This is a genomic window from Niallia sp. FSL W8-1348 (assembly GCF_038006745.1).
GTDB classification, from domain to species: Bacteria; Bacillota; Bacilli; order Bacillales; family Cytobacillaceae; genus Niallia; species Niallia alba.
On sequence record NZ_JBBOVV010000002.1, the window covers coordinates 262,998 to 286,952 of the forward strand.

General features: G+C 35.9%; 22 protein-coding genes and 4 pseudogenes. 18 read left to right on the top strand and 8 right to left on the bottom strand.

What is annotated here, in order from left to right:
- The first annotated feature begins 246 nt into the window (after positions 1 to 246).
- The 4 genes from NST60_RS19695 (at position 247) to NST60_RS19710 (ending at position 2,894) form a co-directional block, all read left to right on the top strand.
- Entirely contained in the window at positions 247 to 621 is a 375-nt protein-coding gene (locus NST60_RS19695) for a hypothetical protein (RefSeq protein ID WP_016203706.1), read from the top strand.
- A complete protein-coding gene (locus NST60_RS19700) occupies positions 618 to 1,160 on the top strand; it encodes an aminodeoxychorismate lyase (protein ID WP_016203705.1) in 543 nt (180 codons plus the stop codon). The genes NST60_RS19695 and NST60_RS19700 overlap by 4 nt, the downstream gene beginning before the upstream one ends.
- A 152-nt stretch (positions 1,161 to 1,312) precedes the next feature.
- Complete coding sequence (locus NST60_RS19705; RefSeq protein ID WP_341099994.1) at positions 1,313 to 1,612, top strand: Parvovirus coat protein VP1-like protein; 300 nt, start codon at positions 1,313 to 1,315, stop codon at positions 1,610 to 1,612.
- A 61-nt stretch (positions 1,613 to 1,673) separates the two neighbouring features.
- Entirely contained in the window at positions 1,674 to 2,894 is a 1,221-nt protein-coding gene (locus NST60_RS19710; RefSeq protein WP_016203703.1) for an MFS transporter, read from the top strand.
- Positions 2,895 to 3,032: 138 nt separating this feature from the next.
- Here NST60_RS19710 and NST60_RS19715 read toward each other — a convergent pair whose 3' ends face one another.
- From NST60_RS19715 to NST60_RS19725, 3 genes are all read right to left on the bottom strand, one after another.
- Positions 3,033 to 4,289 (bottom strand): glycoside hydrolase domain-containing protein, encoded by a 1,257-nt coding sequence (locus NST60_RS19715; RefSeq protein ID WP_341099995.1) that lies wholly within the window; start codon positions 4,287 to 4,289, stop codon positions 3,033 to 3,035.
- A 118-nt stretch (positions 4,290 to 4,407) separates the two neighbouring features.
- Complete coding sequence (locus NST60_RS19720; protein WP_016203700.1) at positions 4,408 to 5,358, bottom strand: L-lactate dehydrogenase; 951 nt, start codon at positions 5,356 to 5,358, stop codon at positions 4,408 to 4,410.
- 134 nt (positions 5,359 to 5,492) lie between these two features.
- Complete coding sequence (locus NST60_RS19725) at positions 5,493 to 5,711, bottom strand: hypothetical protein (RefSeq protein WP_016203699.1); 219 nt, start codon at positions 5,709 to 5,711, stop codon at positions 5,493 to 5,495.
- Positions 5,712 to 6,017: 306 nt separating this feature from the next.
- Between NST60_RS19725 and NST60_RS19730 the strand changes: the two genes are divergently transcribed.
- Positions 6,018 to 6,539 carry a GNAT family N-acetyltransferase gene (locus tag NST60_RS19730; protein WP_169188617.1) on the top strand — a complete coding sequence of 174 codons (522 nt, stop codon included), beginning with the start codon at positions 6,018 to 6,020 and terminating at the stop codon, positions 6,537 to 6,539.
- Between the two features lie 87 nt (positions 6,540 to 6,626).
- Here the strand turns inward: NST60_RS19730 and NST60_RS19735 are convergent, their stop codons facing one another.
- Both NST60_RS19735 and NST60_RS19740 read right to left on the bottom strand, forming a co-directional pair.
- A complete protein-coding gene (locus NST60_RS19735) occupies positions 6,627 to 7,469 on the bottom strand; it encodes a TIGR03943 family putative permease subunit (RefSeq protein ID WP_101731137.1) in 843 nt (280 codons plus the stop codon).
- 15 nt (positions 7,470 to 7,484) lie between these two features.
- On the bottom strand, positions 7,485 to 8,351 hold the full coding sequence (locus tag NST60_RS19740; RefSeq protein WP_169188619.1) for a permease: 867 nt from the start codon (positions 8,349 to 8,351) through the stop codon (positions 7,485 to 7,487).
- A gap of 163 nt (positions 8,352 to 8,514) precedes the next feature.
- On the opposite strand from NST60_RS19740, the gene NST60_RS19745 reads away from it, so the two are divergent.
- The 4 genes from NST60_RS19745 to NST60_RS19760 all read left to right on the top strand — a co-directional run bounded on the left by NST60_RS19745 (position 8,515) and on the right by NST60_RS19760 (position 11,118).
- Positions 8,515 to 9,819, top strand: coding sequence for a polysaccharide deacetylase family protein (locus tag NST60_RS19745; protein ID WP_169188620.1), 1,305 nt, complete (start codon positions 8,515 to 8,517; stop codon positions 9,817 to 9,819).
- Between the two features lie 171 nt (positions 9,820 to 9,990).
- A complete protein-coding gene (locus tag NST60_RS19750; RefSeq protein WP_016203694.1) occupies positions 9,991 to 10,296 on the top strand; it encodes a PadR family transcriptional regulator in 306 nt (101 codons plus the stop codon).
- Between the two features lie 110 nt (positions 10,297 to 10,406).
- Positions 10,407 to 10,517: a hypothetical protein gene (locus tag NST60_RS19755; protein WP_254416430.1), complete on the top strand. Its 111-nt coding sequence runs from the start codon at positions 10,407 to 10,409 to the stop codon at positions 10,515 to 10,517.
- Complete coding sequence (locus NST60_RS19760; RefSeq protein ID WP_254415254.1) at positions 10,468 to 11,118, top strand: DUF2812 domain-containing protein; 651 nt, start codon at positions 10,468 to 10,470, stop codon at positions 11,116 to 11,118. The genes NST60_RS19755 and NST60_RS19760 overlap by 50 nt, the downstream gene beginning before the upstream one ends.
- Before the next feature lie 84 nt (positions 11,119 to 11,202).
- Here NST60_RS19760 and NST60_RS19765 read toward each other — a convergent pair.
- Positions 11,203 to 14,157 (bottom strand): annotated as a pseudogene (locus tag NST60_RS19765) (Tn3 family transposase).
- Between the two features lie 146 nt (positions 14,158 to 14,303).
- On the opposite strand from NST60_RS19765, the pseudogene NST60_RS19770 reads away from it, so the two are divergent.
- Positions 14,304 to 14,878: pseudogene (locus tag NST60_RS19770) on the top strand (recombinase family protein).
- A 254-nt stretch (positions 14,879 to 15,132) separates the two neighbouring features.
- On the opposite strand, the gene NST60_RS19775 reads toward NST60_RS19770, so the two are convergent.
- A complete protein-coding gene (locus NST60_RS19775; protein ID WP_169188621.1) occupies positions 15,133 to 15,585 on the bottom strand; it encodes a hypothetical protein in 453 nt (150 codons plus the stop codon).
- Between the two features lie 364 nt (positions 15,586 to 15,949).
- Between NST60_RS19775 and NST60_RS19780 the strand changes: the two are divergent.
- The 7 genes and pseudogenes from NST60_RS19780 to NST60_RS19810 all read left to right on the top strand — a co-directional run bounded on the left by NST60_RS19780 (position 15,950) and on the right by NST60_RS19810 (position 22,181).
- Positions 15,950 to 16,649 (top strand): annotated as a pseudogene (locus NST60_RS19780) (N-acetylmuramoyl-L-alanine amidase family protein).
- A gap of 278 nt (positions 16,650 to 16,927) precedes the next feature.
- Complete coding sequence (locus tag NST60_RS19785; RefSeq protein WP_169188622.1) at positions 16,928 to 17,971, top strand: GerAB/ArcD/ProY family transporter; 1,044 nt, start codon at positions 16,928 to 16,930, stop codon at positions 17,969 to 17,971.
- Between the two features lie 9 nt (positions 17,972 to 17,980).
- Positions 17,981 to 19,048: a spore germination protein gene (locus NST60_RS19790; RefSeq protein ID WP_341099996.1), complete on the top strand. Its 1,068-nt coding sequence runs from the start codon at positions 17,981 to 17,983 to the stop codon at positions 19,046 to 19,048.
- Between the two features lies 1 nt (position 19,049).
- Positions 19,050 to 19,526 (top strand): spore germination protein, encoded by a 477-nt coding sequence (locus tag NST60_RS19795; RefSeq protein WP_328823009.1) that lies wholly within the window; start codon positions 19,050 to 19,052, stop codon positions 19,524 to 19,526.
- Positions 19,527 to 19,540: 14 nt separating this feature from the next.
- Positions 19,541 to 20,686, top strand: a complete 1,146-nt coding sequence (locus tag NST60_RS19800) for a Ger(x)C family spore germination protein (protein WP_169188623.1) — start codon at positions 19,541 to 19,543, stop codon at positions 20,684 to 20,686.
- A 432-nt stretch (positions 20,687 to 21,118) separates the two neighbouring features.
- Positions 21,119 to 21,634, top strand: coding sequence for a hypothetical protein (locus NST60_RS19805; RefSeq protein ID WP_224428086.1), 516 nt, complete (start codon positions 21,119 to 21,121; stop codon positions 21,632 to 21,634).
- Between the two features lie 106 nt (positions 21,635 to 21,740).
- Positions 21,741 to 22,181, top strand: coding sequence for a hypothetical protein (locus NST60_RS19810; protein ID WP_407939814.1), 441 nt, complete (start codon positions 21,741 to 21,743; stop codon positions 22,179 to 22,181).
- Between the two features lie 1,052 nt (positions 22,182 to 23,233).
- On the opposite strand, the gene NST60_RS19820 is transcribed toward NST60_RS19810, so the two are convergent.
- Positions 23,234 to 23,389 (bottom strand): hypothetical protein, encoded by a 156-nt coding sequence (locus tag NST60_RS19820; protein ID WP_325949652.1) that lies wholly within the window; start codon positions 23,387 to 23,389, stop codon positions 23,234 to 23,236.
- Positions 23,390 to 23,731: 342 nt separating this feature from the next.
- Here NST60_RS19820 and NST60_RS19825 point away from each other — a divergent pair.
- Positions 23,732 to 23,899: pseudogene (locus NST60_RS19825) on the top strand (DUF4372 domain-containing protein); the annotation flags it as partial.
- Positions 23,900 to 23,955: the final 56 nt, after the last annotated feature.

Consider the following 23,955-nt stretch of genomic DNA (forward strand, 5'->3'; position numbering starts at 1 on the left):
TGAATCTTTTTTTATAAGACTATATACCTAAAGTGGTAAATCAATTTTGAAACGAGCACTTTCAAATAGCATAAATCTATTGTTTTAAAGCATGTTTTCAACTATATTCATATAATAAAAGTTGCATAATTATCCCAACTTGTCTAACTATTGAAGGATTTTGTAGAATATGATCGAAAAAAATTAAAAAAGAATGTATAATAGATACTTAGGAAAGTGGATTCTGAAAGAGGGAGGATCTTTAAAATGGAATGGACATTAGCCATTTTGTTTATTGCAGCAGCCATTTTGCTCATTACTTCCGTTATAAAAGCAAAACAAACGTCAAAATCAGAACAACGTGAAATAGATGTAATTCACCTTTCTGTGATGGAAGAAATAGCACAGTTGCAAAAACAAATACGCAATCTTGAGTTAGACATAGAAATTATGGAAAAAGAAGCAGGCGTTCAGCTAGCTTCCAAAGACCGCACTGTTTTAAGAGAAGTACTTGACTTGCATAGACGAAAGTATTCAGTTGAAACTATTGCCGCTCAAAAGAAGCTTACTCAAGCTGAAGTAGAAGAGATGTTAGCTCCTTACTTACTTGCAAAAGAGGAAAGGAGAAGTGTTTTACAATGAAACCAACAATAATTACAAGTTTCGCAGCTGGATTACTTTTAGCAACTTCTGTTAGTGGAATTGTCTATTTTTCTACTAAAGATGATTCTGTTAATGCAGAAGAAAATAACAATGTCGAAAAGGTAGAAAAAGTGGATGGCGATGTAGCCAACACACCAACTGTGGAAGAAATGAAAGAAATTTTAACGAGCAGCGGCTATGTTGTTCAAACATCTGAGGAAGCCAAACAAAAAGAAGAAGAGCTAAAAAAACAAGCATCTGAATCTAATTCTTCTGATGAAAAGAAAGATGATAATAAAGAAGAAGAGAAAAAAGAGGAAGTAAAAACAATTACTATTCGAGTTACAAGCGGTATGACTAGCTATGATGTTGGAAGTATTTTAAATGAAGAGAAGTTTATTAAAGAAACGCCACTACAATTCTCACAAAAAGTAGAGAAAAAAGGGGTAGCGAATTATTTAAAACTTGGATCGTTTAAAATCAAAAGCGATATGTCGACCGATGATATTATTTCCACTATCTTCAAAAAGCAAAGCTGATAAAAAGCTTGTCCAAAAGGGGTTTACTCTATTGGACAAGCTTTTTTATTTTTGGTTAAAACACAATCTTCTGTTTTCTACTTCCTATATAGATTGTTTCCCCATACCATTTCATACAAGCTTCATAATCTATATGGAAAGGGGAATGAATAATGCAAAAGAAAAGAAGCAAAAAAAATACAATTAAAATTTGCCTGCCTAGTGGTTATCGCTATTGTGGACCAGGATGCAGTGGACCTGGTGCTCCAATAAACTATGTTGATTCCTGCTGCCACAGACATGATCAATGTGTAGAAGCGTACGGATCTTGTCGCTATTGTGATGAAAGATTACTACGCTGTGTTCAATCAAAGATAAGGGAACGTAATCAAGAAGGAAAGACCGCCAGATTAATTAATGACTTTATGCGATTTCGACTTGAAATTAATGGTGGATGGAGACGCAATCGATAATAACTTTCTGTGAACCCTAATATACTTAAGATAGTGTATCTCCAAATAAAGGAGGCAGGAAATGAACTCATTCTATTTTACGGAAGAATCTAAAGAAAAGCGGGAGCAAAGAGTAACATTAAGAACGCTTTTCTTTGGCGGGTTACTTGTTGTTTCCAGTTTGTATGTAACAATCCCTTTATTAAACGCTTTAATGGCTACATACAAAATCCAACCTCTTCACAGTGGTTGGAGCAGCAGTATATTTTCTTTTTGCTATGCGGTAGGATTAATTTTCTTTGGATTGCTGTCAGTCAAAGTGCAGCGATATCATCTTTTTTTAGTATGCTTTATCGGAATGACTTTCATTACACCATTCATTTCTCTATCTCCTAATTATGTACTTTTTCTTATTTTTAGAGGTATACAAGGCTTTATCGCTGCTTCTTTTGCTCCTAACGCACTCGGATTTGCTTTGGAGTGGTTTCCAGTTGAAAAAAAGGTGCTTGCTATAGCATGGATCAATACCGGATTCTTGCTTGCTGGAATCATTGGGCCATTTATTAGTAGTTCCGTTCTTAACTTATGGAATTGGCAAGCAGTATTTATTGTTTTTGGAATTCTCTATTTCCTCATGCTGATTTTTATTTTTTATCATTTGCCAAAGACCAGCAATCATCAAATACAAGTGGAAAACCAAAATATTATTTTACAAATGAAAGAACTACTCGCGAAAAAGCACATTTACCTCTGCTATTGGATAACAGCAACATTACTGTTTTCCTATGTTTCCTTCTCTACATTCATCGATCCCTTTCTTAAAGAACAGGCATTTACGCCAACAACAATTTTCAATCTAAAATTAGTTGGAATGATCGGCGTCTTTTTTACACTCGCATCTAATTTTTTGATCAAACTTTATGGTAAGCAACTCGTTTTGCGATCAGGCCTATTAATTGCCATTTTCTCTATTTGCATCTTAGCCTTTTTAGGTTCTAAGTGGTTAATCGGCATCGCGATTATTTTATTTATCGGAGGAATCTCTGTGTCCATTCCTGCGAATATAGCGCTTATCCATGAATGGGGAGGTAAACACAAGAACTTAGCTATTACCTGCTATACCGTTATTTTATTTATAGGGGCTTCCATTGCCCCCGTATTTTCCATTTACTTAATAGAAAAGGTTACAATAAGTGTTGGAATGATCGTGCTAAGTGCAATCCTTTTAAGTTCATTTACTAGTTCTTTATTTATCCGTCCAAGAACTTCTTCCAAACAATTAAAAAAGAGAGATAAAATCTAGGCTGCTTTTCGTAAAGTTTGTTGTGATCTTGTGTTGATCAACTAATAAAGAGAAGCATCAAGTAAGTAAATACCTGTTGCTTCTCTTTATAAAAAACATCTTACTTTCCGAAGACTCGTTAGTAAGATGTTACTTTATTTAATGTTTCCATAATACATCTGTTAGGTTACTGTTAAACAAATTAGTATCTATATTGCATGTTTCATCATTAATACCGTATTGCCAGCCGTAAGCAAGGGAACCCTCTGGTGCGTCTACATTATACTCTGGTGCTTCTTCTTCTGTTGTAATCCCAATGTTTGGTGAAGCAGACCATAAATACGTGTTCTCTTTTATTTCTCCTTTATTTTCAGCGGCCTTATTAAAAGCATTTGTAAGTGCCTCTCCTGAATCAAAAATACCATAAATAGCAGGTTCATAGGCTGACTTGCTTACCTCGTCATACCAACCTTCAATAAAGGCAGCATCAACAGGATAATTTCGCTCAATATCCGCAAAAATAGCGACTCCATCTGGAGCACCAAGTTCTTGTGCTAATTCGACCGCTTTTTTCGCTTCATTTACCCCATTTTCAAAGCCTGTTGCATCGGTAAAACCATTATAAATAAGCAAGATATCCGCTTCATTAGAATGAATTAAATCAACTTGTTCCGAGGTTAATCCATGTGATACCCCTTCATTTGTTCCTAAATAGCGCGCAACGACTTTCGGATCACCGAAATTATCTCTTACACAAGCATAAAAATCTTCTGTTGTTTCACTTGCAGAATCAATGCCCCATAAATAGGAAGTTTCCTTATCTTCTTCCTTATTTCCGTTTGAATCACTACCGTTATTCTCTTCATTTTTATTGCCATCATCATTATTACTTGTATCTTCCTTATCATTGTTGGAAGCTTCTTGTTTTCCATTTGTATTGACTTCATTGGAGACATTAACATCTACATTTAAATCTAAATTATTTAAAAGATTATTCGCTAATTCTGTTTTGCCATTAGAAAGGATATTATTAGTAATATTATTATTTGTTGTTCCATTAACCTGACCTTTTAAAATATTCTCGATAGCATTATTGATTGTTACCGATGCTTCGTTTTCTGACTGATTTTCAATTTTATTATTAATGGAAGCATCTTTGTCCTGAATATCATTTTTCACCTTATTTTCAATCGTTGCTTTTGATTCACCACTTACTATATTTTGTATATTGTTCGTTACTGAAATATTAACATTGCCTTGGTTGCTTTCCGTTGTAGCAGTACCGTGTGAATTAACTGCATTGCTTTGTTCTTTGTCTGCTTCGACCTTACTTTGAAAAAGCAAAACAGTAACAATTCCAGAAAAAAGAATCAAGAAAGTAGCAGCTGCTATAAGAAGGTATTTCTTCCAATTCATTCTGTCACACCTTTCCTAATTTACTTACCATATAAAGTATGTAAATTAGGTTTATTGAGTGTGGGCTTTTTGTATGGGAAGTAATACCTTCAGAAGCATTTTGATCTGAATTCAGTGCTTAGCTAAAATGGGGTTTAAGAATATCTTTTAAAACACTTGCACTTTTATGAAATTTTTGTTGTTCATCTTCCGCTAATTCCAATTCAACGATCTCACGTATACCCTCGCGATTTATAACCGCAGGAACACCAATATAGACATCTTTTTCCCCGTATTGGCCATCTAAATAGGTGGAAACAGTTAAGACACTATTCTCATTACTTAAGATTGCTTTTGTTATTCTCACAAGCCCCATTGCAATCCCATAATAAGTAGCACCTTTTCCTTCAATGATTTTATAAGCTGCATCACGTACATTAACAAAAATTTCGTCTAAATCTTCCATTTTATAATGAGCAGCTCTTTGCATTAACTTATATACAGGAATACCAGCAACATCGGCAGAACTATAAGCTGGAAGCTCGCTGTCACCATGTTCCCCTATAATATAGGCATGAACATTGGTTGGAGCAACTTTAAAGTAATCTCCAAGCAAAAAGCGGAATCGAGCAGTATCTAATATCGTTCCAGAGCCAATAACTTGGTTTTTCGGCAAGCCACTGTATCTCCAAGTAGCATAAGTCAAAATATCTACTGGGTTTGTTGCAACTAAGAATATTCCATGGAAGCCACTTTCCATTACTTGATCGACAATCGATTTAAAGATTTTTAAATTCTTTTCAACTAAATCAAGTCGAGTTTCTCCAGGCTTTTGATTTGCTCCAGCACAGATGACAACTAGATCCATGTCTGTACAATCTTTATACTCACCATATTTAATGTTTATTGGATTAGGAGCAAATACCTTCCCATGATTCAAATCCATTACATCACCATAAGCTTTATCTTTATTGAGATCGATTAATAATAACTCATCGACAATCCCTTGATTCATTAATGCAAAAGCATAGCTAGAACCAACAAAACCTGTACCAATTAATGCAACACGACTGACTTTATTACTTAGCATAAGATCCTCTCCTTTAGAACATAGTTTACTTTTATGGTTTGTTGTTCTTTAGGAATTATGTATCTTAAATAGAAACAAGAAATACTCACTTAGAATAAACAAAGAGAAGCCTAAAAAAATGGCTTCTCCAAATTCTAGCGTCTTCTTTTTTTATTATCTGCTGCAACAGCTGCCTTTTTTACGATTTTTTCAAATTCTATATTGACCTGATATACATGGTCTTTTACTTGATTAATGGACAGTACCTTACCTTTACGGCCTTTAATCTTCACTTGTTGATCAATATTTGGTATTTCCTGCCGTAATTGGGTCAATACATTCGTACTATTCTCAAAAAAGTGAATGGTAACCATCTATCGACGTCACTCCTTTAACAAAGTTTTTTCATCATACAATAAATATGGGTAAACAAAATAAAATAGAACAAAAAACATAGTGCAACATTTAGGACAATTCAAAAGAAAAGTGGAGGGAATCATGGATCGTAGGGTTGAAGCAAGATGAACGATTATGAAGCCCATCAGCTCTTTGCTGTTCGAAGATAGTTACCATATCGACTTCAAAAAACTTATCCTTTCTTTCCTGCAAAAAATACGAACAAAGTTCCTGTGTCTTCGCTTATAATAAGAGAAGACTATACAAAGGTGAGGGAACCATAGATGAAAATTTCCTTTAAAAAAATAGGTGTGCCAACAGATAAACTAATAGCCAGTTTAAATAAATGGGAGAATGACCCAAAATTAGTCCCATTAATTCATCCTTGCAGAAATCAAGATGATATAGAAAGCTATGTACTGATTACAAAAGAAGAAATAAAAAAACGCCTAACGAAATATCAAATGTATGAAATTTATCTTGGAGACATACTGATTGGAGAAATGAATTACACAGTGGATCCGATGCATTTATATAAAAAGGAACGAGGAACAGCATGGATTGCCATCACCATTGGTGAAGAAATAGCGAGAGGGAGAGGTGTCGGCTCTATTTCACTGAAATACTTGGAAGAAGAGATAAAAAAACAAGGTCTCAAAAGAATTGAGCTCGGTGTATTTGAATTTAATAAAAATGCCCATAAGTTGTATCAAAAGCTGGGCTATCAAGAAATCGGCAAAAACAAACAATTTACCTTTTACCAAGATAAAATGTGGGATGATATCCGAATGGAGAAATATACTTGAACCTTTCATGACTGAATACAAGAGATTTAGCGAACAATATATAAATAAAAAGGGAATGTTGCGAACAAACGAACATTCCCTTTTTATTTAATATTGTCTATATACATATGGATCATTTGGCTGATTTATTGATTTCCAATCTGTCACTTTAAGAATAGGTATAGTTTTCTTAAATGGTTGATAATAGATTGTTTCCAATTTTCCCGTTACTTGTAACCACTGATCATTATCTGCCTTCATCTCTTCTGGAATATCAAGCAGCATTCCAAACACCCCAGCATCTGCAATACAGTGAATAATGCCAAAGCGTAACAAGAACAACTGATTATTCGTTAAATCTTCTTCATGATAAGAAAAACCTGTGATAGTAACTTGTCTACCCATAAATTCACCTGGATAATTATAAATGGTTTCTAAATCATTTAAAAAATTATCTTCACCTAAAGTAATTTCTTTGAGATTCTTTATTTTATCCAAACCTTTATCCATTACTTCTGCATATCCTTCTTTGCCATAATAGCTGCTTGTATTTGGCTGTAGGAATTGATGCTGGCTATATTCATCGTCTTCATCATATGCAGGGAAATATAATCCCTTTTTTTCGACGATATTAGAATCAAGGGTTGCTACTGGCAGTATTAAACCAGTTATAACAGGAATCAGCAAAGTTATAATCGTTAATCCACGCTTCCACCAGCTATTTTCTTCATGGGAATGATCATGACCACATTGATCACATGTCCCATCATGGCTATGTTTATCTTTTTTCACATAGTTATAGACAGATATAATTGTAAAGAGAACAAATATATAAATAGCAGACTCGGAAATATACGAATATTTCATATTAATATATTTCGAAATATCGCCGGTTGCATGTAAATGTAAAAATAAATAAGTGAAGCCAATTAACACAAATACCCGAAGCATGATTTTTTCACCTCTTTATAGGAAAATTGTTACAAGAAATACAATTGCTGTAATTACACCAGTTAATAACATGACAAACTTTGCTTTAAATGTGCTTAACAACATTAATGTATTTTTAATATCTAACATTGGACCAAATATAAGGAAAGCAAGGATGGAGCCTTCCGAAAAGCTGTTTCTAAAACTCGCTGCCACAAATGCATCTGCTTGGGAACAAAGACTTAATATAAAGCCAAGTCCCATCATAACTAGATGCGAGGAAGCCTGACCCGTTCCTATCGAAACAAGGGTGGAGGTTTTCACGAATGTTTGCACAGCTGCAGCAATAAACGAGCCAATAACTAAGTATTTTCCTACAGAGAAAAATTCATCGATTGAATGCTTGAACATTGCGTCGATCCGCTCCTTGAAGGAATGAAAATGTATATGTTCTATTTTGTTATTTTTCAATGGAGATTGTTTTACCGTCTTATGAAGAATAAGACCAACAAGAATAGAACAAATAAGCGCAAGCACAGAGCGAAGAATAACCATTCTCCAGCTATTTCCGAACGCCACATACGTAGAGAAAATCACCACTGGGTTAATAATCGGACCAGTTAACATAAAGGCGATACTCGCAGGTACAGGAACACCTTTTAAAATTAAACGCCGCGTAATGGGAATAATTCCACATTCACATGCTGGGATAATACTCCCTACTAAAGAAGCACTTAGAATCGCAAGAATTGGATTCTTCGGGATGATTTTTGCAATAAGTTCTTCTGAAACAAAGATTTGAATGATTCCAGAAATAAGAACTCCTATTAGGATAAAGGGCAATGCCTCAATAATAATACTTATAAAAATCGTATTTAATTGTAATAATGTTTCAACATTCATTTTCTAGGAACACCTACTTTTTGGTATGAGTACATGAGTTTCTCATTATAAGGAACAATTATTAAAATCAGATGAGAACCAAAAATAGGGTTGTAGATGTGGTTCTTTTATTCATTGCAAATAGTTGCCATACCCTTTACATTAAGAGGAGGTAACCAATAATTTGAAGGGAAGTGGAGGGGAACTGAAGGTAAAACATTTGCTTAGTGTAGTAGTTATTTTTCAGTTCATTTTCATTGTGGGATGTAGCGCACAGAAAACGAAGGAATCAGAGACTCTTCAACAAAGTGCGACGAAACAAGAACAAAAAAATAGTGATCTTACTGCCGAATATTTGTCCATTATTGTTAATCACGCAAAAAAGGGAGAAGCAGATTCAAGCTCCTTTAATGTATTTTCAAGTACCATGCAAGAGGTAAAAAGCCATTGGGGAGGGCCAGGGCCAGCCAAAACGGATCATGTTGGGAACGGTTATTACGCAACCTATGACGATAAGAATACCGTGTTTGGCTTTACTGCAGAGGGAAAGATTTATGATATTCGCTCCTATAATAAACAGTTGAAAACCATTAGTTTATCTGATTTAAAAAAAGTATTAGGAGAACCTGCAGAGATTAGAGCGGGAAAGGGAGAACAAATTTTAGTTTACTCCTTTTCAGAAGAGGTCCAGCTTAAGTTCATCCTTTCTAATGAAACAGAAAAGGTTGACCATTTATCTGTTTATAATCAAACTATTGTTCTGCCAAATGAGGATAACTATATTTTAGATATTAAAGGTAACTCCAATCAGTTAACGACGAATGCTTGGAATACGATGCAAAATTGGAGGAATGACATCGTGAAATGGAAAGAAAATCAACCCAATTTATATGTAAACGGACCAAATGAAAAGAAAATTTCGCTAACATTTGATGATGGACCCGACAATAATGTTACACCTCAAGTTATTAATATCTTGCATAACTATAAAGTGACAGGGAATTTTTTCTTTATTGGCAGTGAAGCAGAAAAGTATCCGCAAGTAGTTAAAAATGCTTATGATAACGGAAATGTAATATTAAGTCATAGTTATCATCATGTCGATTTGACTACTTTAACCAAGGAAAAACAAATAAATGAAATTACGCAAGCAGGTAATGCCATTTATTCCATTATCGGAAAAGAACCAGCGATGATACGGCCACCTTATGGAGAAACAAATGAAATGTTAATAGACAATGCGACAACCAAGGGATATTCCATTATTATTTGGTCGATCGATACACTTGATTGGTCTCAAATGGAAGCAGAAAATATAATTAAAAATGTAACAGATATTTTGCGTAATGGCGATATTATTTTGATGCATTCTGATTCAGAAAAAACAGAAACAGCCAAAGCGTTGCCAAAAATAATTAAAGCGGTTCAAGAGCGTGGATTCAAAATTGTAGGGTTGGATGAACTTCTTGGAATAAAAGCTTATCAATAATAATCACAAAGATATTCATTTTATATGAAGCCAAATATTGGATAACCTCCCAACGTAAAAAATGGAGGTTATCTTTTTATATTTACAACAAATATTGGAAAGAGTATTATTATGTTAAGCGATATATCGTAATACATAATACTTATTAAATGGAAAGAAGGAATAGAATCAATGGCATATAACGGAGGACCGATGACAGAAGCAATGTATTATGTTCTTCTTGCCTTAATGCATCCTAATCATGGGTATCAGCTTATGCAAGCAATAACAGAAGTATCAAATGGGCGATTGAAAATGGGGCCAGGAACTTTATACGGAGTACTCTCCCGCATGCAAAAAGATGGATTAATCTCATTAGCAGAAGATGATGGCAGAAGAAAGACATATCAAATTACAGAAGATGGGGAGCATGCTCTTCGGCAAGAATTTAATCGTTTAAAAGCATTAATTCTAGATGGAAAAATTTTAGAGAGGTGAATACTTTGAAAAAAACAGTTCGAAAACTCAGACCCAGTAATTGTTGGCGAATCGGAGAACATGAATGTTGGTTTACAGATATGGCAAATAAGGGCTATCATTTGAAAAAGATGGGTTTATATTTTGCCAAGTTCGAAAAAGGGGAAACGAAAAAAACAAAATATAGAATAGATGTTTCAACAAAAAGGAGTCTTTCTCCAGAACAACTGCAATTATGCTGATAGTGGATGGGATTATGTAACAAGCTATCAATATTTTCACGTTTTTTCATCACCAAATGAACGTAATGCACCAGAACTTCATACAGATCCAGCAGAACAGGCCTATACTTTAAAAAAATTTGATAAAAAGTTAGGGTCAAACGCTTGGATAGGTACAATTGCTATAGTTTTTATGACCTGTATGCTAGCTGCTATATGGTTTCTTGATAAAACACCTACTTTAGTTTTAATGGAAGGCTTCGCTTTACAACAAACCCTTTTAACCATAATCATTGGATATACTGTATTGACCTCCTTACAAGCAGCCATTTCTATCCGTGCTTTACGAAAAAACTTATTAAGTGGAAACCCCATTGACCACGATGCACCTTGGAAAAAGCACTATCGCTTTAATTCTATCATTGGCTTACTATTTTCAGTTGCTGCAGTATTTAGTGCACTCATTCCATTTCTACAGCTTGTAAAAGAGGAAACAAAAACATTACCTTTAGAGAGCGATCATTTACCGTTTGTCAGATTAGCCGACGTAGAAGACAATATAGCTTTAATGCGTGGTGATTCGTCCTATATGAATAACAAGGTTGATTGGAGCAATCGCTAGTCTTATAAATGGGGTACAGTCAGGAAAATGCGGATTTACAACGCTAACCCCATTTCCCCGACTATTCCCCCAGTTTTAACAACGTTAAGAAAGTTTCAAGGGTCTTAAAGAATCTAACGAGACCATTTTCTCCGAATTAAAATGGTATTCTCCAAGTAAATTAATATGTTCCCAACCTAGAGGTGACATATGGTGCAATAATTCTTCATTAAAACTACCTGACCGTTTTTGATATTCAACTGCCTTTGTTAGATGTAAAGTATTCTAGATACTGATGGCATTGATAATGATGTTTAAGGCACTGGCTCTTTGCAATTGATGCTATATGGTTCGTTCCCTAAGCTCACCTTGTTTTCCAAAGAAAATAGCCCTTGCCAATCCATTCATGGCTTCTCCTTTATTCAATCCTCGTTGTATTTTTCTTCTTAATGATTCATCCGATATATAATTCAAAATAAAGATCGTTTTTTCTATTCGGCCCATCTCACGCAAGGCGGTAGCTAAGCTGTTTTTTCTTGAATAGGAACCTAGTTTCCCCATAATAAGGGATGCTGAAACTGTTCCTTCCCTTATAGAATGAGCTAATCGCAAAACATCTTCATAATTTTCTTTAATGACCTTTGTATTTATTTGTCCACGTAAAATGGCTTCTAATTTTGGAGATTCGCTTGCTTTATCTATTGTAAATAATTTTGAATCTGATAAATCTCTTATTCTTGGAGCAAATTTAAATCCTAATAAATGGGTCAGTCCGAATATTTGGTCTGTGTAACCAGCCGTGTCTGTATAATGCCTACTATATTTAGATCCGTCTCATGGTGCAACAAACCATCCAAAACATGAATCGCATCCCTTGAATTAGTATGAATGATCTTTGTGTAGTAAGAAGAAAATTGATCACTAGTGAAACGGTAGATGGTGGCTCCTTTCCCCGTTCCATAATGTGGATTTGCATCTGTATGTAGTGATGAAATTCCTAGCTGCATTCTCATACCATCTGACGAAGATGTTGTGCCGTCTCCCCAATAAGAAGACAATTATAGCTTGTGATGAAAATTTACTAATACAGCTTGGGCTTTATTCATTGCGTCTTCATACATGCGCCATTGAGACACATTGGCTAGTTGCTTATATGTAAGCCCGGGTGTTGCTTCAGCCATTTTGCTCAAGCCAATATTCATTCCCATTCCTAAAAGAGCAGCCATAATAATGATTGTTTCTTCTTTATCTGGTTTTCGTTTGTTAGAAGCATGTGTAAATTGTTCATGAAATCCTGTTATATGGGCAACATCCATAAGTAAATCGGTTAATTTTATTCTTGGTAGCATCTGATACAGGCTTGCACTAAATTTCTTTGCTTCTTCTGGAACATCTTTTTCTAATCGTGCAAGTGACAGCTTTCCTTTTTCAAGAGAAACTCCATCTAACTTGTTGGAATTAGCAGCTAACCACTGTAACCTCCCATTAAGGCTGCTAGTTCTCTCTGTAATATAATCCTTGAATGATAAACTAACCGATAATCTTGTATTCTCCTTCGTTTGATTCCATGTATCTTCGGAAAACAAATATTCCTCAAAATCTCTATATTGTCTAATGCCCATAATAGAAACATCTCCTGCCTGAATATGCTCCCGAAGTTCTGTTAAAACAGCCATTTCATAGTAATGCCGATTGATTGTTGTACCATCATCCTCGTATAAATGCTTTTTCCACCGTTTTGAAATAAAATCCACAGGTGAGTTATCAGGCACTTTTCGCTTCCCAGATTCGTTCATTCCTCGTATAATCTCTACAGCTTGTAAAAGTGGCTTATTCGCCTTTGTGGAATGAAATTCCAATACCCTTAATAGGGTTGGCGTATATTTTCTAAGAGAATAAAATCGTTTTTGCAGTAAGTCTAAATAGTCATAGTCGGCAGGACGTGCAAGCTCCTGAGCTTCTTCCACTGAAGAAACAAAAGAATTCCATTCAATAACCGATTCTAAAACCTCAAAAACGTCTAGTTTTTCCCGTTTTGCTTTGATTAAAGCTTGTCCGATGTTCGTATAGTGTATAACCTTCTCATTCAGCTTTTTCCCGTTTTGTTTCTGAATTTCTTCTTGAGCCTTACTTCCTTTTGATAACAGACTGAGTATTTGTCTGTCATGAATTTCAAAGGCTTTATCCGTTAAATCCTGAGTAAGGTGTAATAAATAGACATCGAGTATCGTTTATTTTCTTGAAAGTCACGGAACGCATAAGGCTCATATCTTGAACCTTAGCGAGATAGCTGTAACAAGCGATTGCGATGCAAATGATTAATTTGTACCGTTTCTAATTCCATACCTCGTATGTATTCGAGTCGTTCTATTACTTTTAGAAATGTTTCGGATGAAGGATGACCCGGTGGTTCCTTTAACCAACCCAGTATCGTTTTATTGGAATCGGATGAATGTTGCGAAGTAATGATTTCTTCAAGCTTTTCTTTTTGCTCACTTGTTAGAGATTGACTAACTGTATTAAACAGCTTCTTTTCAGCCATTTCTCTCGCCTCCCACACCATTCTTTCAAGTGTAGTGATAGCAGGCAGTATGATTTTGTTTTTTCTTAGAAAATATATGCATTCATGTAATAAATGGCATCACCGTTTTCCAAAGCTAATTGATGAAGATGCTTAAATGTTATTCGATATTATTTTAGGGTAAAAGTTACAAAGTTGTATTCACTTAGTATTTCTTTCAAATGATCCCAAAGTGCATTTTCTCTTTGAAGATAATGACTTAGCGAAGATGGAGTGGTACCGATTTGTTTCGATATATAATGTATGACTGTATCTGGGATACTTTTGATATGGGTGTATGGCCAACCGGGATACCGAAGAACAGCTAATTGAACAGCAAACCCTAAACGGTTTTCTTCTCTCCTTCGCTTATTAATTATTTCTAAATCACGTTTGGAAAAGGTGATTTAGGTCCCCAATATCTATTCATCTTCATGGATTTGCATAAAACCCTGTCTATGTTCCGGTGTAAGCAATTCTCTACCTCTCGCAATTTTCATTCAGTATCATCCCATTTCTGTATTTTTCAATTTATTATCTCAATTATGTATCAATAGAGTGTACTCTCTTGATACAAGTATAGTAGACTGATGAAATCATAGTTAAGAGTGTCTCATAAGACTTGTCTCAAAAACGAGGTGAAATTTTGCAGAAAATCGGTTATGTACGCGTCAGTTCGACTAGCCAAAATCCTTCAAGGCAATTTCGGCAATTGAACGAAATTGGAATGGATATTATTTATGAAGAAAAAATTTCAGGAGCCACAAAAGATCGTGAACAACTTCAAAAAATGTTAGAGGATTTACAGGAAGGTGACATTATTTATGTTACAGATTTAACTCGGATCACTCGAAGTACGCAAGATTTATTTGAATTGATTGATTTAATACGAAATAAAAAGGCAAGCTTAAAATCACTTAAGGATACATGGCTAGATTTATCAGAAAATAATCCATATAGCCAATTCTTAATTACGGAAATAGCTGGTGTTAACCAATTAGAGCGAGACCTTATTCGTATGCGTCAGCGTGAAGGAATTGAGCTCGCAAAGAAAGAAGGGAAGTTTAAAGGACGGTTAAAGAAATATCATAAAAATCACGCAGGAATAAATTATGCAGTAAAGCTATATAAAGAAGGAAAATGACTGTAAATCAAATTTGTGAAATTACAAATGTATCTAGAGCTTCTTTATATAGAAAGCTATCGGAAGGAAAAAAATAAGCATTCATTACTTATATTAAAAATTTCCGGGGATTGTGAAACAACGTACCTAACCAAGCAGGCTATTTCTATAAGGAAGTATCAATATTTGTTTATCTAACTAGGCACGATCATCAAAGGGTTCCGAGTACATTTTAACGGAGATATACGCTAAACTCAGATTTAAAGCAAGGCTGTATTTTTCGAGAACACTTTACAAAAAACAACCTTAGTCAATCACAAACGAAGGTTGTTTTTATAAAGTCATGGTCTAATTAAAAAAATTGCTGTCCCAAGAGCATACTTGAGACTGAAAAGGCACCAGCAGGTGGTAAAACATTAGTATATATGGGAGGTCCCAAACGGGTTGTAAAGGTTGTAGCAATCCAATTTCCGTATTCACCAGCCAGCAATGAGGGAGGTTTCATTATAAACCGTCCACTTAAAATGAAATGCCGAATGCTTATAGCGGTCTCATCAAATATTGTCAAGTTGCCAAAAAAGGAGGCATATGGTGAATCGAAACTTATTTGTTTAGCACTTTCGTCCCAATACCCATTAATCGGAATAGGTATACCACGAAAATTAACTGTACCTACTACTTTGTTGTCTACAATGGAATCAATGGTAAGTATACCTCTAATAATGGATCTCCCCGCAATAGAAGCATCAATCCCCCATACGGATGGAAAGGGGATACTAAATTTGGCTGTCTTTGGAATTTTCAAAATTAACCTCTCCTTGATTATTTTATGTATGGATTGAGTTGTATTTAATCATAATCCTGTAGTAATGATACAGTATATGCACAGAGAATCACTTAGGTGTTTTGTTAAGAAAGAAGCATCAATAATCAATCAGCCTACTGTCTAGATGAACAAGAGTTTGCCTGACCCACGAAAAATATGGAACATTAATTCCTGCTGCTCATACATATGGTCTCGCATTTGGAAAATTTCTTAGCTTTAAAATAAATCATCTGATTCAATGAAATGTAATGCCTATCATCACCTATTTTTATATGTACCTCAGACGAATGCCTATACCTCCGTTACTCTTCGATCATATTGTATTTGTACGAGGTGGTGTAAAATGTTTAAATTATATTTAGATCCTGGTCACGGGGGAGTGGACCCAGGAGCTATTGGCAATGGGATGCAGGAAAAAGAAATTACCTTAAATATTTCCCATAGCATCCGAAATCTCTTGGAAAACCATTATGAAGGCCTGCAAATTAAAATGAGTAGAACAGCAGATATTACGCGCAGCTTGAAAGAACGTACAGATGATGCGAATGCTTGGGGTGCAGATTATTTTCTATCCATCCACGTTAATGCATTTAACGGTTCAGCTCATGGGTATGAAGATTATATTCATAACAGTTTGTCTGATTCATCGAGAACAGCGTTAATTCGGGACATTATGCATGAAGAAATTGTCAAAGTAAATAACTTGCATAACCGTGGTAAAAAAAAGGCCGATTTCCATGTACTGCGAGAAACCAGAATGCCCGCTTTATTAACGGAGAACGGATTTATTGATCATGCAAGCGATGCCCAAAAATTAAGAGACCCGAATTGGCGGCAAGCGGTTGCCCAAGGGCATGTTAATGGGTTAGCACGCGCGTTTAATTTGAAGAGAAAATCGACTAATCTGAAAAGCAAATATGGCTATTAAACGTGTAATTGTTGACGGTGTGCAAGTAGGTGCTTACGCAGAAGAAGAAAATGTGTTGAGAACTGTAAAACGCAACCTGAGAACAGCACAAAGGATTATTATTGAAAATGTGTAGTTTCGTTGGGAAAACGGTTGCTTGACTGCGAGCACGTTAAAGTTTTATCAAAATGGATAACTAGGCTGGATGAACAAAATATACGCTAAGTCTTTGATGTGACGGGCTTAGCATTTTTTTCTTGCTCTAAGTTAGTCCGGCCGATATAAGCCAGGACTAGCTTAATATCAGATGAATAGAACGAAGTTGTTGAGGGAATTATAGCTCATGATGTTTCTATTTCCAATTGTTGGATTTGAGGTGAGTTTTTTCCTAAGATTACTCCTATTCAGTCATACATGATTATTATGCTTTCGGTTGGATTAATGAACCACGTGATTATTATCCCTTTACTACTCGAAGCATCAAAGCGAGATGCCTGGCTCGTAGTGCTTCTTGTTTTTGTCGCTTCACCTGTTTGGATTGGTTGCTTGAACTACATCATTCAAAACATGAACAATCAACACATGAAAAAGTGGCTAGATCAGCACTTTGGAAAGTTTTTATCTGCAATCTTAGTAATTATTTATAGTTTGTTATTATGGCTCATGGGCTTTATTTCCTTAAAAGATACTCTAACATGGACAATCGCATCTTACTTGCCGCAAACACCGATACTAGTTCTTGCGGGAACCACACTTGTTGCAAGCTTCTTTGCTGCTTTTCAAGGACTCCGTACAATTGCAATTGTGAGCGGAATATTGTTGCCATTTGTTGTTATTCTAGGTCATCTTGTGGCGATTGCCAATTTTCAGTTTAAAGATTATACCCTGCTTTTTCCTTTGTTAGAAAACGGGACAACTCCATTATGGAAAGGTGTTCCTTACGTTGCCGGGGGATTGCTGGAGTTGTCTTTCTTGATGTTGCTGATTCAGCACAAATTAACAAAAAAAACAGGATTTAAAAGCTTGATGTTGATGTGCTTCATCCTTACAGGACTTACGTTAGGACCATTAATGGGATCGATTGCTATATTTGGCCCTGATGAAGCGGCTAACCAAAGATACCCCGCTTACGCTCAATGGAGAATCGTGAGACTGGGAGAATATGTGGAGCATGTCAATTTTTTTTCGATTTATCAGTGGCTATCCGGTACATTTATTCGTGTGTCCCTTTCTATCTATCTCTTGGGAGAATTGTGGAATTTACAAAAACGCAGATGGTTACCCGTGTTATTTGGCGCATTGGCCATGCTTGTTGCCATTTTGCTGCCGATGAGCGACATGGCTTTTCTAGACTCGTTAGGAAGATTTTATTTTCCTTCATTTTGTATCTTTACAGCAGGGACCTTGATCCTGTATATCGGTCGAATAATCATCTCAAGAATTAGCCAAAAGGAGTGACTAGCTAGGATGAATAAACTATTCCGACGAATGATAAGATTATTTGGAAATCAGGGGGCAGAAAGCAAGAGGCCAACGCCTAATACAGAGGCAACCGTCTTGCAACCACTTAATGAACAATCACTCATCCAACACTTTAAAATGTGTCAAGATGTTAAGCACCATGTTTACAAATTAAACCCTAATGATGAACAATCGAGAATCCTGTTGCTTTATTGTGAGGGTTTAAGTGACAACCAAACGTTCATTCATGAAACTGCGCTTCCTCATTTGACCCGATTTTATGAAAACAATGGTTTTCATCATCAGGAGGAAATAGCCGAGTCGAGTCAATTACAATTAGAACTCGTTACGCTTGAAGAGTGGGAGCAAACGGCCGAAACGGATATTTTTGAAGGCATACTGCTTTTGTATACTCCGACCCTACGTTCCTTGTTCTCCCTCGATATCTCAAAAAAACCCGCGCGAAATCCGGAAGAATCCAGTATTGAGGTCTCGGTACGGGGGCCAAAGGATGGATTTGTGGAGGAACTGGGAGTCAATGTGGCGTTAATTCGGAAACGAATCAAATCAACCAGCATGGTTTATGAAACGAAAAAAGTAGGCGTTCGCACGAAAACAACCGTTGCGATTCTATACATGCGTGACATTGTTGATCCTAAGATTGTTCAAGATATAAAGAATAAATTAGATGATCTTCACATTGACGGAGCGTTTAGCGCCACTCAGCTAGAAGAATTAATGGAACCGACAAAAGCATTATTTCCTTTGATGGGGTATACAGGAAGACCAGACTTTACCGTTAACTGTATGCTAAATGGCCGTGTAGCGTTGATTGTGGATGGTACACCGGCTGCGTTGATTGCGCCTGCCAATTTATTTTTGCTTGTGAAAGCACCCGAAGATATCCACTTTACTGCTTTGTCAACTACATTTGGTCAAACGCTTCGTTTACTTGGTTTGTCCGTATCGCTACTGCTTCCTGCATTTTTTGTTGCCATTCTTTCCTATCATCAAGATCAGCTGCCCTATTATCTGCTTGCCACTTTGGGGATTAACCGGTTGGGAATCTTTTGATGTGGCAGTTGAAATGTTTATTGCACTTCTCTTCTTAGAAATATTGCGGGAAGCTGGTATCCGATTGCCTTCTGCGGTCGGGTCCACGGTAACAGTTGTAGGAGGACTTATCCTGGGGGATGCAGCCATTCGTGCTGGATTCTTATCCCCAGGTATCGTTGTCATCGGAGCAATTACACAAATCTTTGGTTCAACTTTATCGAGCCTATCATTGGCTGGAACGATTAGTACCTTACGCTTTTTTCTTTTCATTCTGTCTGCCACGCTTGGCATTTATGGCTTCTTTCTTGGATTATTTATTGTGCTCAGCCATTTAGCCTCATTGCGTTCATGCGGCTTGCCTTACTTGGCCCCAATATCACCTCCATTTAAAGACTTGGCCAACGCTTTGTTTCGATTACCTTGGCCATGGCGAAACACTCGACCGGACATGTTGAAGACACGAGATTCTACAAGACAAGGGGATAAGCAAAAATGAGGAGATATAAAAGTATGGTTGCACTTTTCCTTCTTCTCACCCTAACCGGTTGCTGGAGCAGATATGAAGTGCAAAACATGAACTATGCTACGGCTGTTGGAATAGACTATGTCGATGGCCAATACACCTTATATGTGCAATTGCTTGATTTCTTGACAGTGGCCAAGCTGGAGGGACAGCAAAAAGCGGAGCAGCCCCCGGTTTGGGTGGGCAAAGGCGAAGGTTCCTCGTTTACAGAGGCGGCAAATGATTTGTACAGTACATCACAACAGCGCTTAAACTGGGGACAAATCTCTGCCATCTTGTTCAGCGAGAGATTGATGAAGGAAAACAAAGTCGGAGAAGTGCTGGAATTGATCAACCGTTATCGTGAAATAAGATACTTGGCCTGGCTGTTTAGTACAAGAGAGCCTCTTGAAGAAATCTTGCTGGCAACTCCATTTTTTAGATTATCGCCAAAGGCATCCATTCTTCACAATCCCGAGCAAAGTTTCAGACAGTTCTCTATCCTTGCTCCGGTCCGCCTGCAACAATTTGTACTGGACTCAAACGAAAAGGCTAGAACCAGTTATATACCGGAATTATCGCTTCGCAAAGGTCAATGGCAGGAAAGTAATAAACCAAAAGAGCTGCTTAGATATTCAGGCGTACAAGTATATGATCTAAACAATTATTATGGACGAATGGATCTTAAGGATTTGTCGGGAATGCCCTGGCTAAGTACTCACACGATCCGAGTACCTCTTGATTTGTTTACCGAAGAGAAGCTTGCGGCTGTTCTTGTCGCAGAAAAACCCAAATATGAAGTGACTCCTATTGTGAAATTGAACAAGGCGTATTTCGATATTTCAGTAAAAGTGAAGGCGGGGATCAATGAATTGCATACGGACCTTACCGAAAAGGAACTCACACAAATGGCTCAGGAAAAAATAGAGGAGCAAATCCGCAAAACGTATCAAACTGCTTTTAAAGAGGGTATAGATATTTACAATTTGGGCGAATCTTTGTATCGCAAACATCCACATCAATGGAAGAGCATTGCCACAGGAAAACAGCAACTCGTTTTAAACCAAGATTCCCTGCGCCATGTAAAGGTTGAGGTGAATATTGTTTACCCTGGAAGATATAAATTACATGAACATGGTGAATCCACCTCGTGATCTGGCAAGTGAAATTATTAACTCACCTTGCTTCTTCTGCTTAGCGTTGGGGAAGCAAGGTTTTTGTTTCCCAAAAAATAGTTTAACGTTGTAAATCCGTATTTTCCTGACGGAACCCCTTCAGGTTTTTATCAAGTTCCTCAGCTTACCTGCTCTTTATCTGTTTGTTAAGAACGTTTTAAAAATGCCTTTATACTTTTAACACCGGCCTTGTTTGCAAAGGAAAATTATACTTGCAGAATGCAACATATTTATCCGTTCGGAAAGAAAACAAAATTTATTTTGTTAAATGAGACAAATGCCTAGTCTAGGGACATAAGTGAAACATACCATAGAACTGTAAATTGGTTTTAAAAGGTATTTAACCTCATTTTACACGCGATATTGCTTCTTTTTTTAGAAGTGAAAAAATTTAAAAAGGGTGATAAAAAAATGGAAGCCCAAACGGAAAACTATAAATATTTATTGGGATGGTGTAGCGACATTTATGTTCATTGGGAAAGTGTGAAACCGAAGTTCTCAAAACTCTTTGACTTAAGAACTTTAGAGGAATGGGAAGAGACATGGCGTAATTTAATGAGTAAATTACAAAAAAATTTAACAGTAGACTCTGAGGACTTTGAGTCAGCTACAAGTCTGTATGAACAGTGGGAGGTGCTATACAAAGAAGCACATCCAAATCTAGAGGGTAATGAATCCGATGAGAGAGAAAATTCGGATCAGGATTTGAAAAGTGAAACATTAATGGCAATAAAGCCTTTTGTTGATTATGGTCTAAAAGAAGTTGCTCTTACTTCCTATGAACATGCGCTAACTGAAATTGCCGCAATGGCCTACCTTCTGGGAAAAGGCTTTGATCAACAAACAGCTTATAAAACCTTTGAATCTTGGGAAGTAAATGAAATGTTCGAAACCGAATATGGAAGATTCAAAATGAATAAATATTAAAATAATTTATTAGACTTTCTTTCTTTTTTTAACACTCTGATGTATAGATAGAAATTAAACTTTAAACTCTTGTATTTATGATTATTACGAAACGAGGAATCAACTTTTGCAAACTGCACAGAAACTCATGGTTAGTATACCTTTTCCATCAAAATGGGGTATTTCGGCTTCTATAGCCGGTCGACCCATTATTTGGGGAGTACTCATCATTAATTCTATTACAGGTAATAATAAAGTATCTGGTACAATTAATTTTCGTGGTACACCTATTCAAATTAATGGGTATTGGGAAGAAAACACCAAACAAATAAGTTTTGATTCACCATATGCCTCATTTTTTGGTAACTTAATTATATTTGATGATCCCTCGATTAGAATTCGTCATTTCGTTTTAAGTGGACGGTTTATTATGAAACCTCCCTCTTTGCTTGCAGGTGAGTACGGAACTTGGATTGCTACAACTGATACAGCACTCACTGAACCTCCTATATATCAGATCGGCGTTCCTCCTGCCGGAGTCTTTTTAACATCAGATATCCTGTACTAAATCACTACCCTCCCGTTACACTATGGTAAGATATCTTTATATATATCACATATATTAGGCGCACTAGTCCGTTAATCCACTTGAATAAATTATTTTTGTGTCACCCCGAATAATACTCTTTTTTTAGATTATGGTAATGGTTTCACATCAACCGGTTTTTAAATAGTATTTAGGAATGGATTCATTTTGACAATCGATTGTCCCCTTATCCATAAAGCCGATTATTTCTCGTAAGTTGAGGAAAAATCGGCTTTATTCATGACGAATTATGCTTAGCGTATGTTTTAAGCGCTTTTTGTTGGTGGGATCCCTTATATATAAAATAGCCTTATAATCAAAACGGTTGCTATATTTCATTGCTAAAAACTTTTATTGATTCCAAATTCTCTTTAAATCCAATGGAACGAATACCTTATTCCCATGTATCTCCCTATGTATGATAGGATTTGAAAAGCATTGATCTAAACTTAACCCTTCTTTTTTATGCCTAGCTCTTATAAAGTCTTCGGGTAATCGCATAACACTTGCTCCTTTTATATTTTTTATAAAACAACTCTTGGTAAGAAAGCTTAGTTTTTATTCGCTCTCTGTAATATATCAAGAATGTTGCGACATAAAGCTTAGAATTGTAATTTTTACGAACGTGTGCTTCAGTTATTTTTTTATGAGACTGGGCTTGTTTGTTTTGTTGTCTTACTTGTTGTTCATTATTTTTGCTTGTAAACTCATTTCCTTATTGATTTTGTGCTCCTTGCGTACTGCCTTGGGAAGCTTGGCTTCCATCTTGGGCTTATTGCGGTTCTTCTTGTTCGATTTGTTGAACGCGTGGTTCAACGCTGTGTAGAACGGATTGAGTGTGTAGCCTCTTGGTAAAGCTGCTTAGCTTGTTGATTGCAAATGTTTCGAAGCTAGCCCTGTCTTTGCGTCATTTTTTACTGTTATAAATAACGCCGCCTTTAATTTTTACTTTATTAGAATGATGTATAAGAATATTTTTTATAACTTCCAATTTTATCCTGATTTTAAATGACCAAAAACCCACAGTTATGTAATTATATGCCCAATAAGAGAGAACGTGTCGATTTATTTTTTAGAATCAAGAACTCTATCCCCAACATGAGAAGCGTCCACAATCCGATGGCATATAAAAAGTGAAAAATCCCTACCTTATTTTCATAAATGGTATTTCCTAAAAAATCTCCAAGCACTAATACAAAAACTAAGTGAAACGGGGTTAACTAAGAGATTGATGTTCTACCGGTTATGATAATGATAAAAAATAAGGTGACAAAACCTACTATGACTTTGATTGTCAGTAAACCCAAAAAAACTTCACCTAAAATATATTCCTCCATTTTATATTTCACTCGATTTCAAAAATCCTCATGTTTTAAAATATTTATATTACAACACTAGTGTTGCATTAATTTATTTTTACTATTAAAAATACTCAAAATGTTCAATTTTATTATTTTATGCAAAGAAAAAGTCCTTTATAATGGATAAGTCAGGTGGTAACCCGTCCAAATCCACTAAAAAAGGACCAACTCATGGACAAGATTACACGAAAAACTTCATTTGGACAATGGTTTTCACCAATAAATCTTCAACTTTTTGAAGAAACCGTGAAAACGTTGAAATTAGATTACTATACGAAAAAACTAAAAACAGACTCATTTCTAAAATTACTCCTTTTTGCACAGCTACAAGAAGTCGAAGATTAAGTCCGTATAATTGTGTAAAAAGAAAAGAGTCAAATTAATTCCTTTTGGCA

Bases quoted from the DNA above. Each gene is read 5' to 3' on its own strand.
- NST60_RS19695 (WP_016203706.1), top strand. From the start codon at position 247: ATGGAATGGACATTAGCCATTTTGTTTATTGCAGCAGCCATTTTGCTC.
- NST60_RS19700 (WP_016203705.1), top strand. From the start codon at position 618: ATGAAACCAACAATAATTACAAGTTTCGCAGCTGGATTACTTTTAGCA.
- NST60_RS19705 (WP_341099994.1), top strand. From the start codon at position 1,313: ATGCAAAAGAAAAGAAGCAAAAAAAATACAATTAAAATTTGCCTGCCT.
- NST60_RS19710 (WP_016203703.1), top strand. From the start codon at position 1,674: ATGAACTCATTCTATTTTACGGAAGAATCTAAAGAAAAGCGGGAGCAA.
- NST60_RS19715 (WP_341099995.1), bottom strand. From the start codon at position 4,289: ATGAATTGGAAGAAATACCTTCTTATAGCAGCTGCTACTTTCTTGATT.
- NST60_RS19720 (WP_016203700.1), bottom strand. From the start codon at position 5,358: ATGCTAAGTAATAAAGTCAGTCGTGTTGCATTAATTGGTACAGGTTTT.
- NST60_RS19725 (WP_016203699.1), bottom strand. From the start codon at position 5,711: ATGGTTACCATTCACTTTTTTGAGAATAGTACGAATGTATTGACCCAA.
- NST60_RS19730 (WP_169188617.1), top strand. From the start codon at position 6,018: ATGAAAATTTCCTTTAAAAAAATAGGTGTGCCAACAGATAAACTAATA.
- NST60_RS19735 (WP_101731137.1), bottom strand. From the start codon at position 7,469: ATGCTTCGGGTATTTGTGTTAATTGGCTTCACTTATTTATTTTTACAT.
- NST60_RS19740 (WP_169188619.1), bottom strand. From the start codon at position 8,351: ATGAATGTTGAAACATTATTACAATTAAATACGATTTTTATAAGTATT.
- NST60_RS19750 (WP_016203694.1), top strand. From the start codon at position 9,991: ATGGCATATAACGGAGGACCGATGACAGAAGCAATGTATTATGTTCTT.
- NST60_RS19755 (WP_254416430.1), top strand. From the start codon at position 10,407: ATGGGTTTATATTTTGCCAAGTTCGAAAAAGGGGAAACGAAAAAAACA.
- NST60_RS19760 (WP_254415254.1), top strand. From the start codon at position 10,468: ATGTTTCAACAAAAAGGAGTCTTTCTCCAGAACAACTGCAATTATGCT.
- NST60_RS19785 (WP_169188622.1), top strand. From the start codon at position 16,928: ATGATTATTATGCTTTCGGTTGGATTAATGAACCACGTGATTATTATC.
- NST60_RS19790 (WP_341099996.1), top strand. From the start codon at position 17,981: ATGAATAAACTATTCCGACGAATGATAAGATTATTTGGAAATCAGGGG.
- NST60_RS19800 (WP_169188623.1), top strand. From the start codon at position 19,541: ATGGTTGCACTTTTCCTTCTTCTCACCCTAACCGGTTGCTGGAGCAGA.
- NST60_RS19805 (WP_224428086.1), top strand. From the start codon at position 21,119: ATGGAAGCCCAAACGGAAAACTATAAATATTTATTGGGATGGTGTAGC.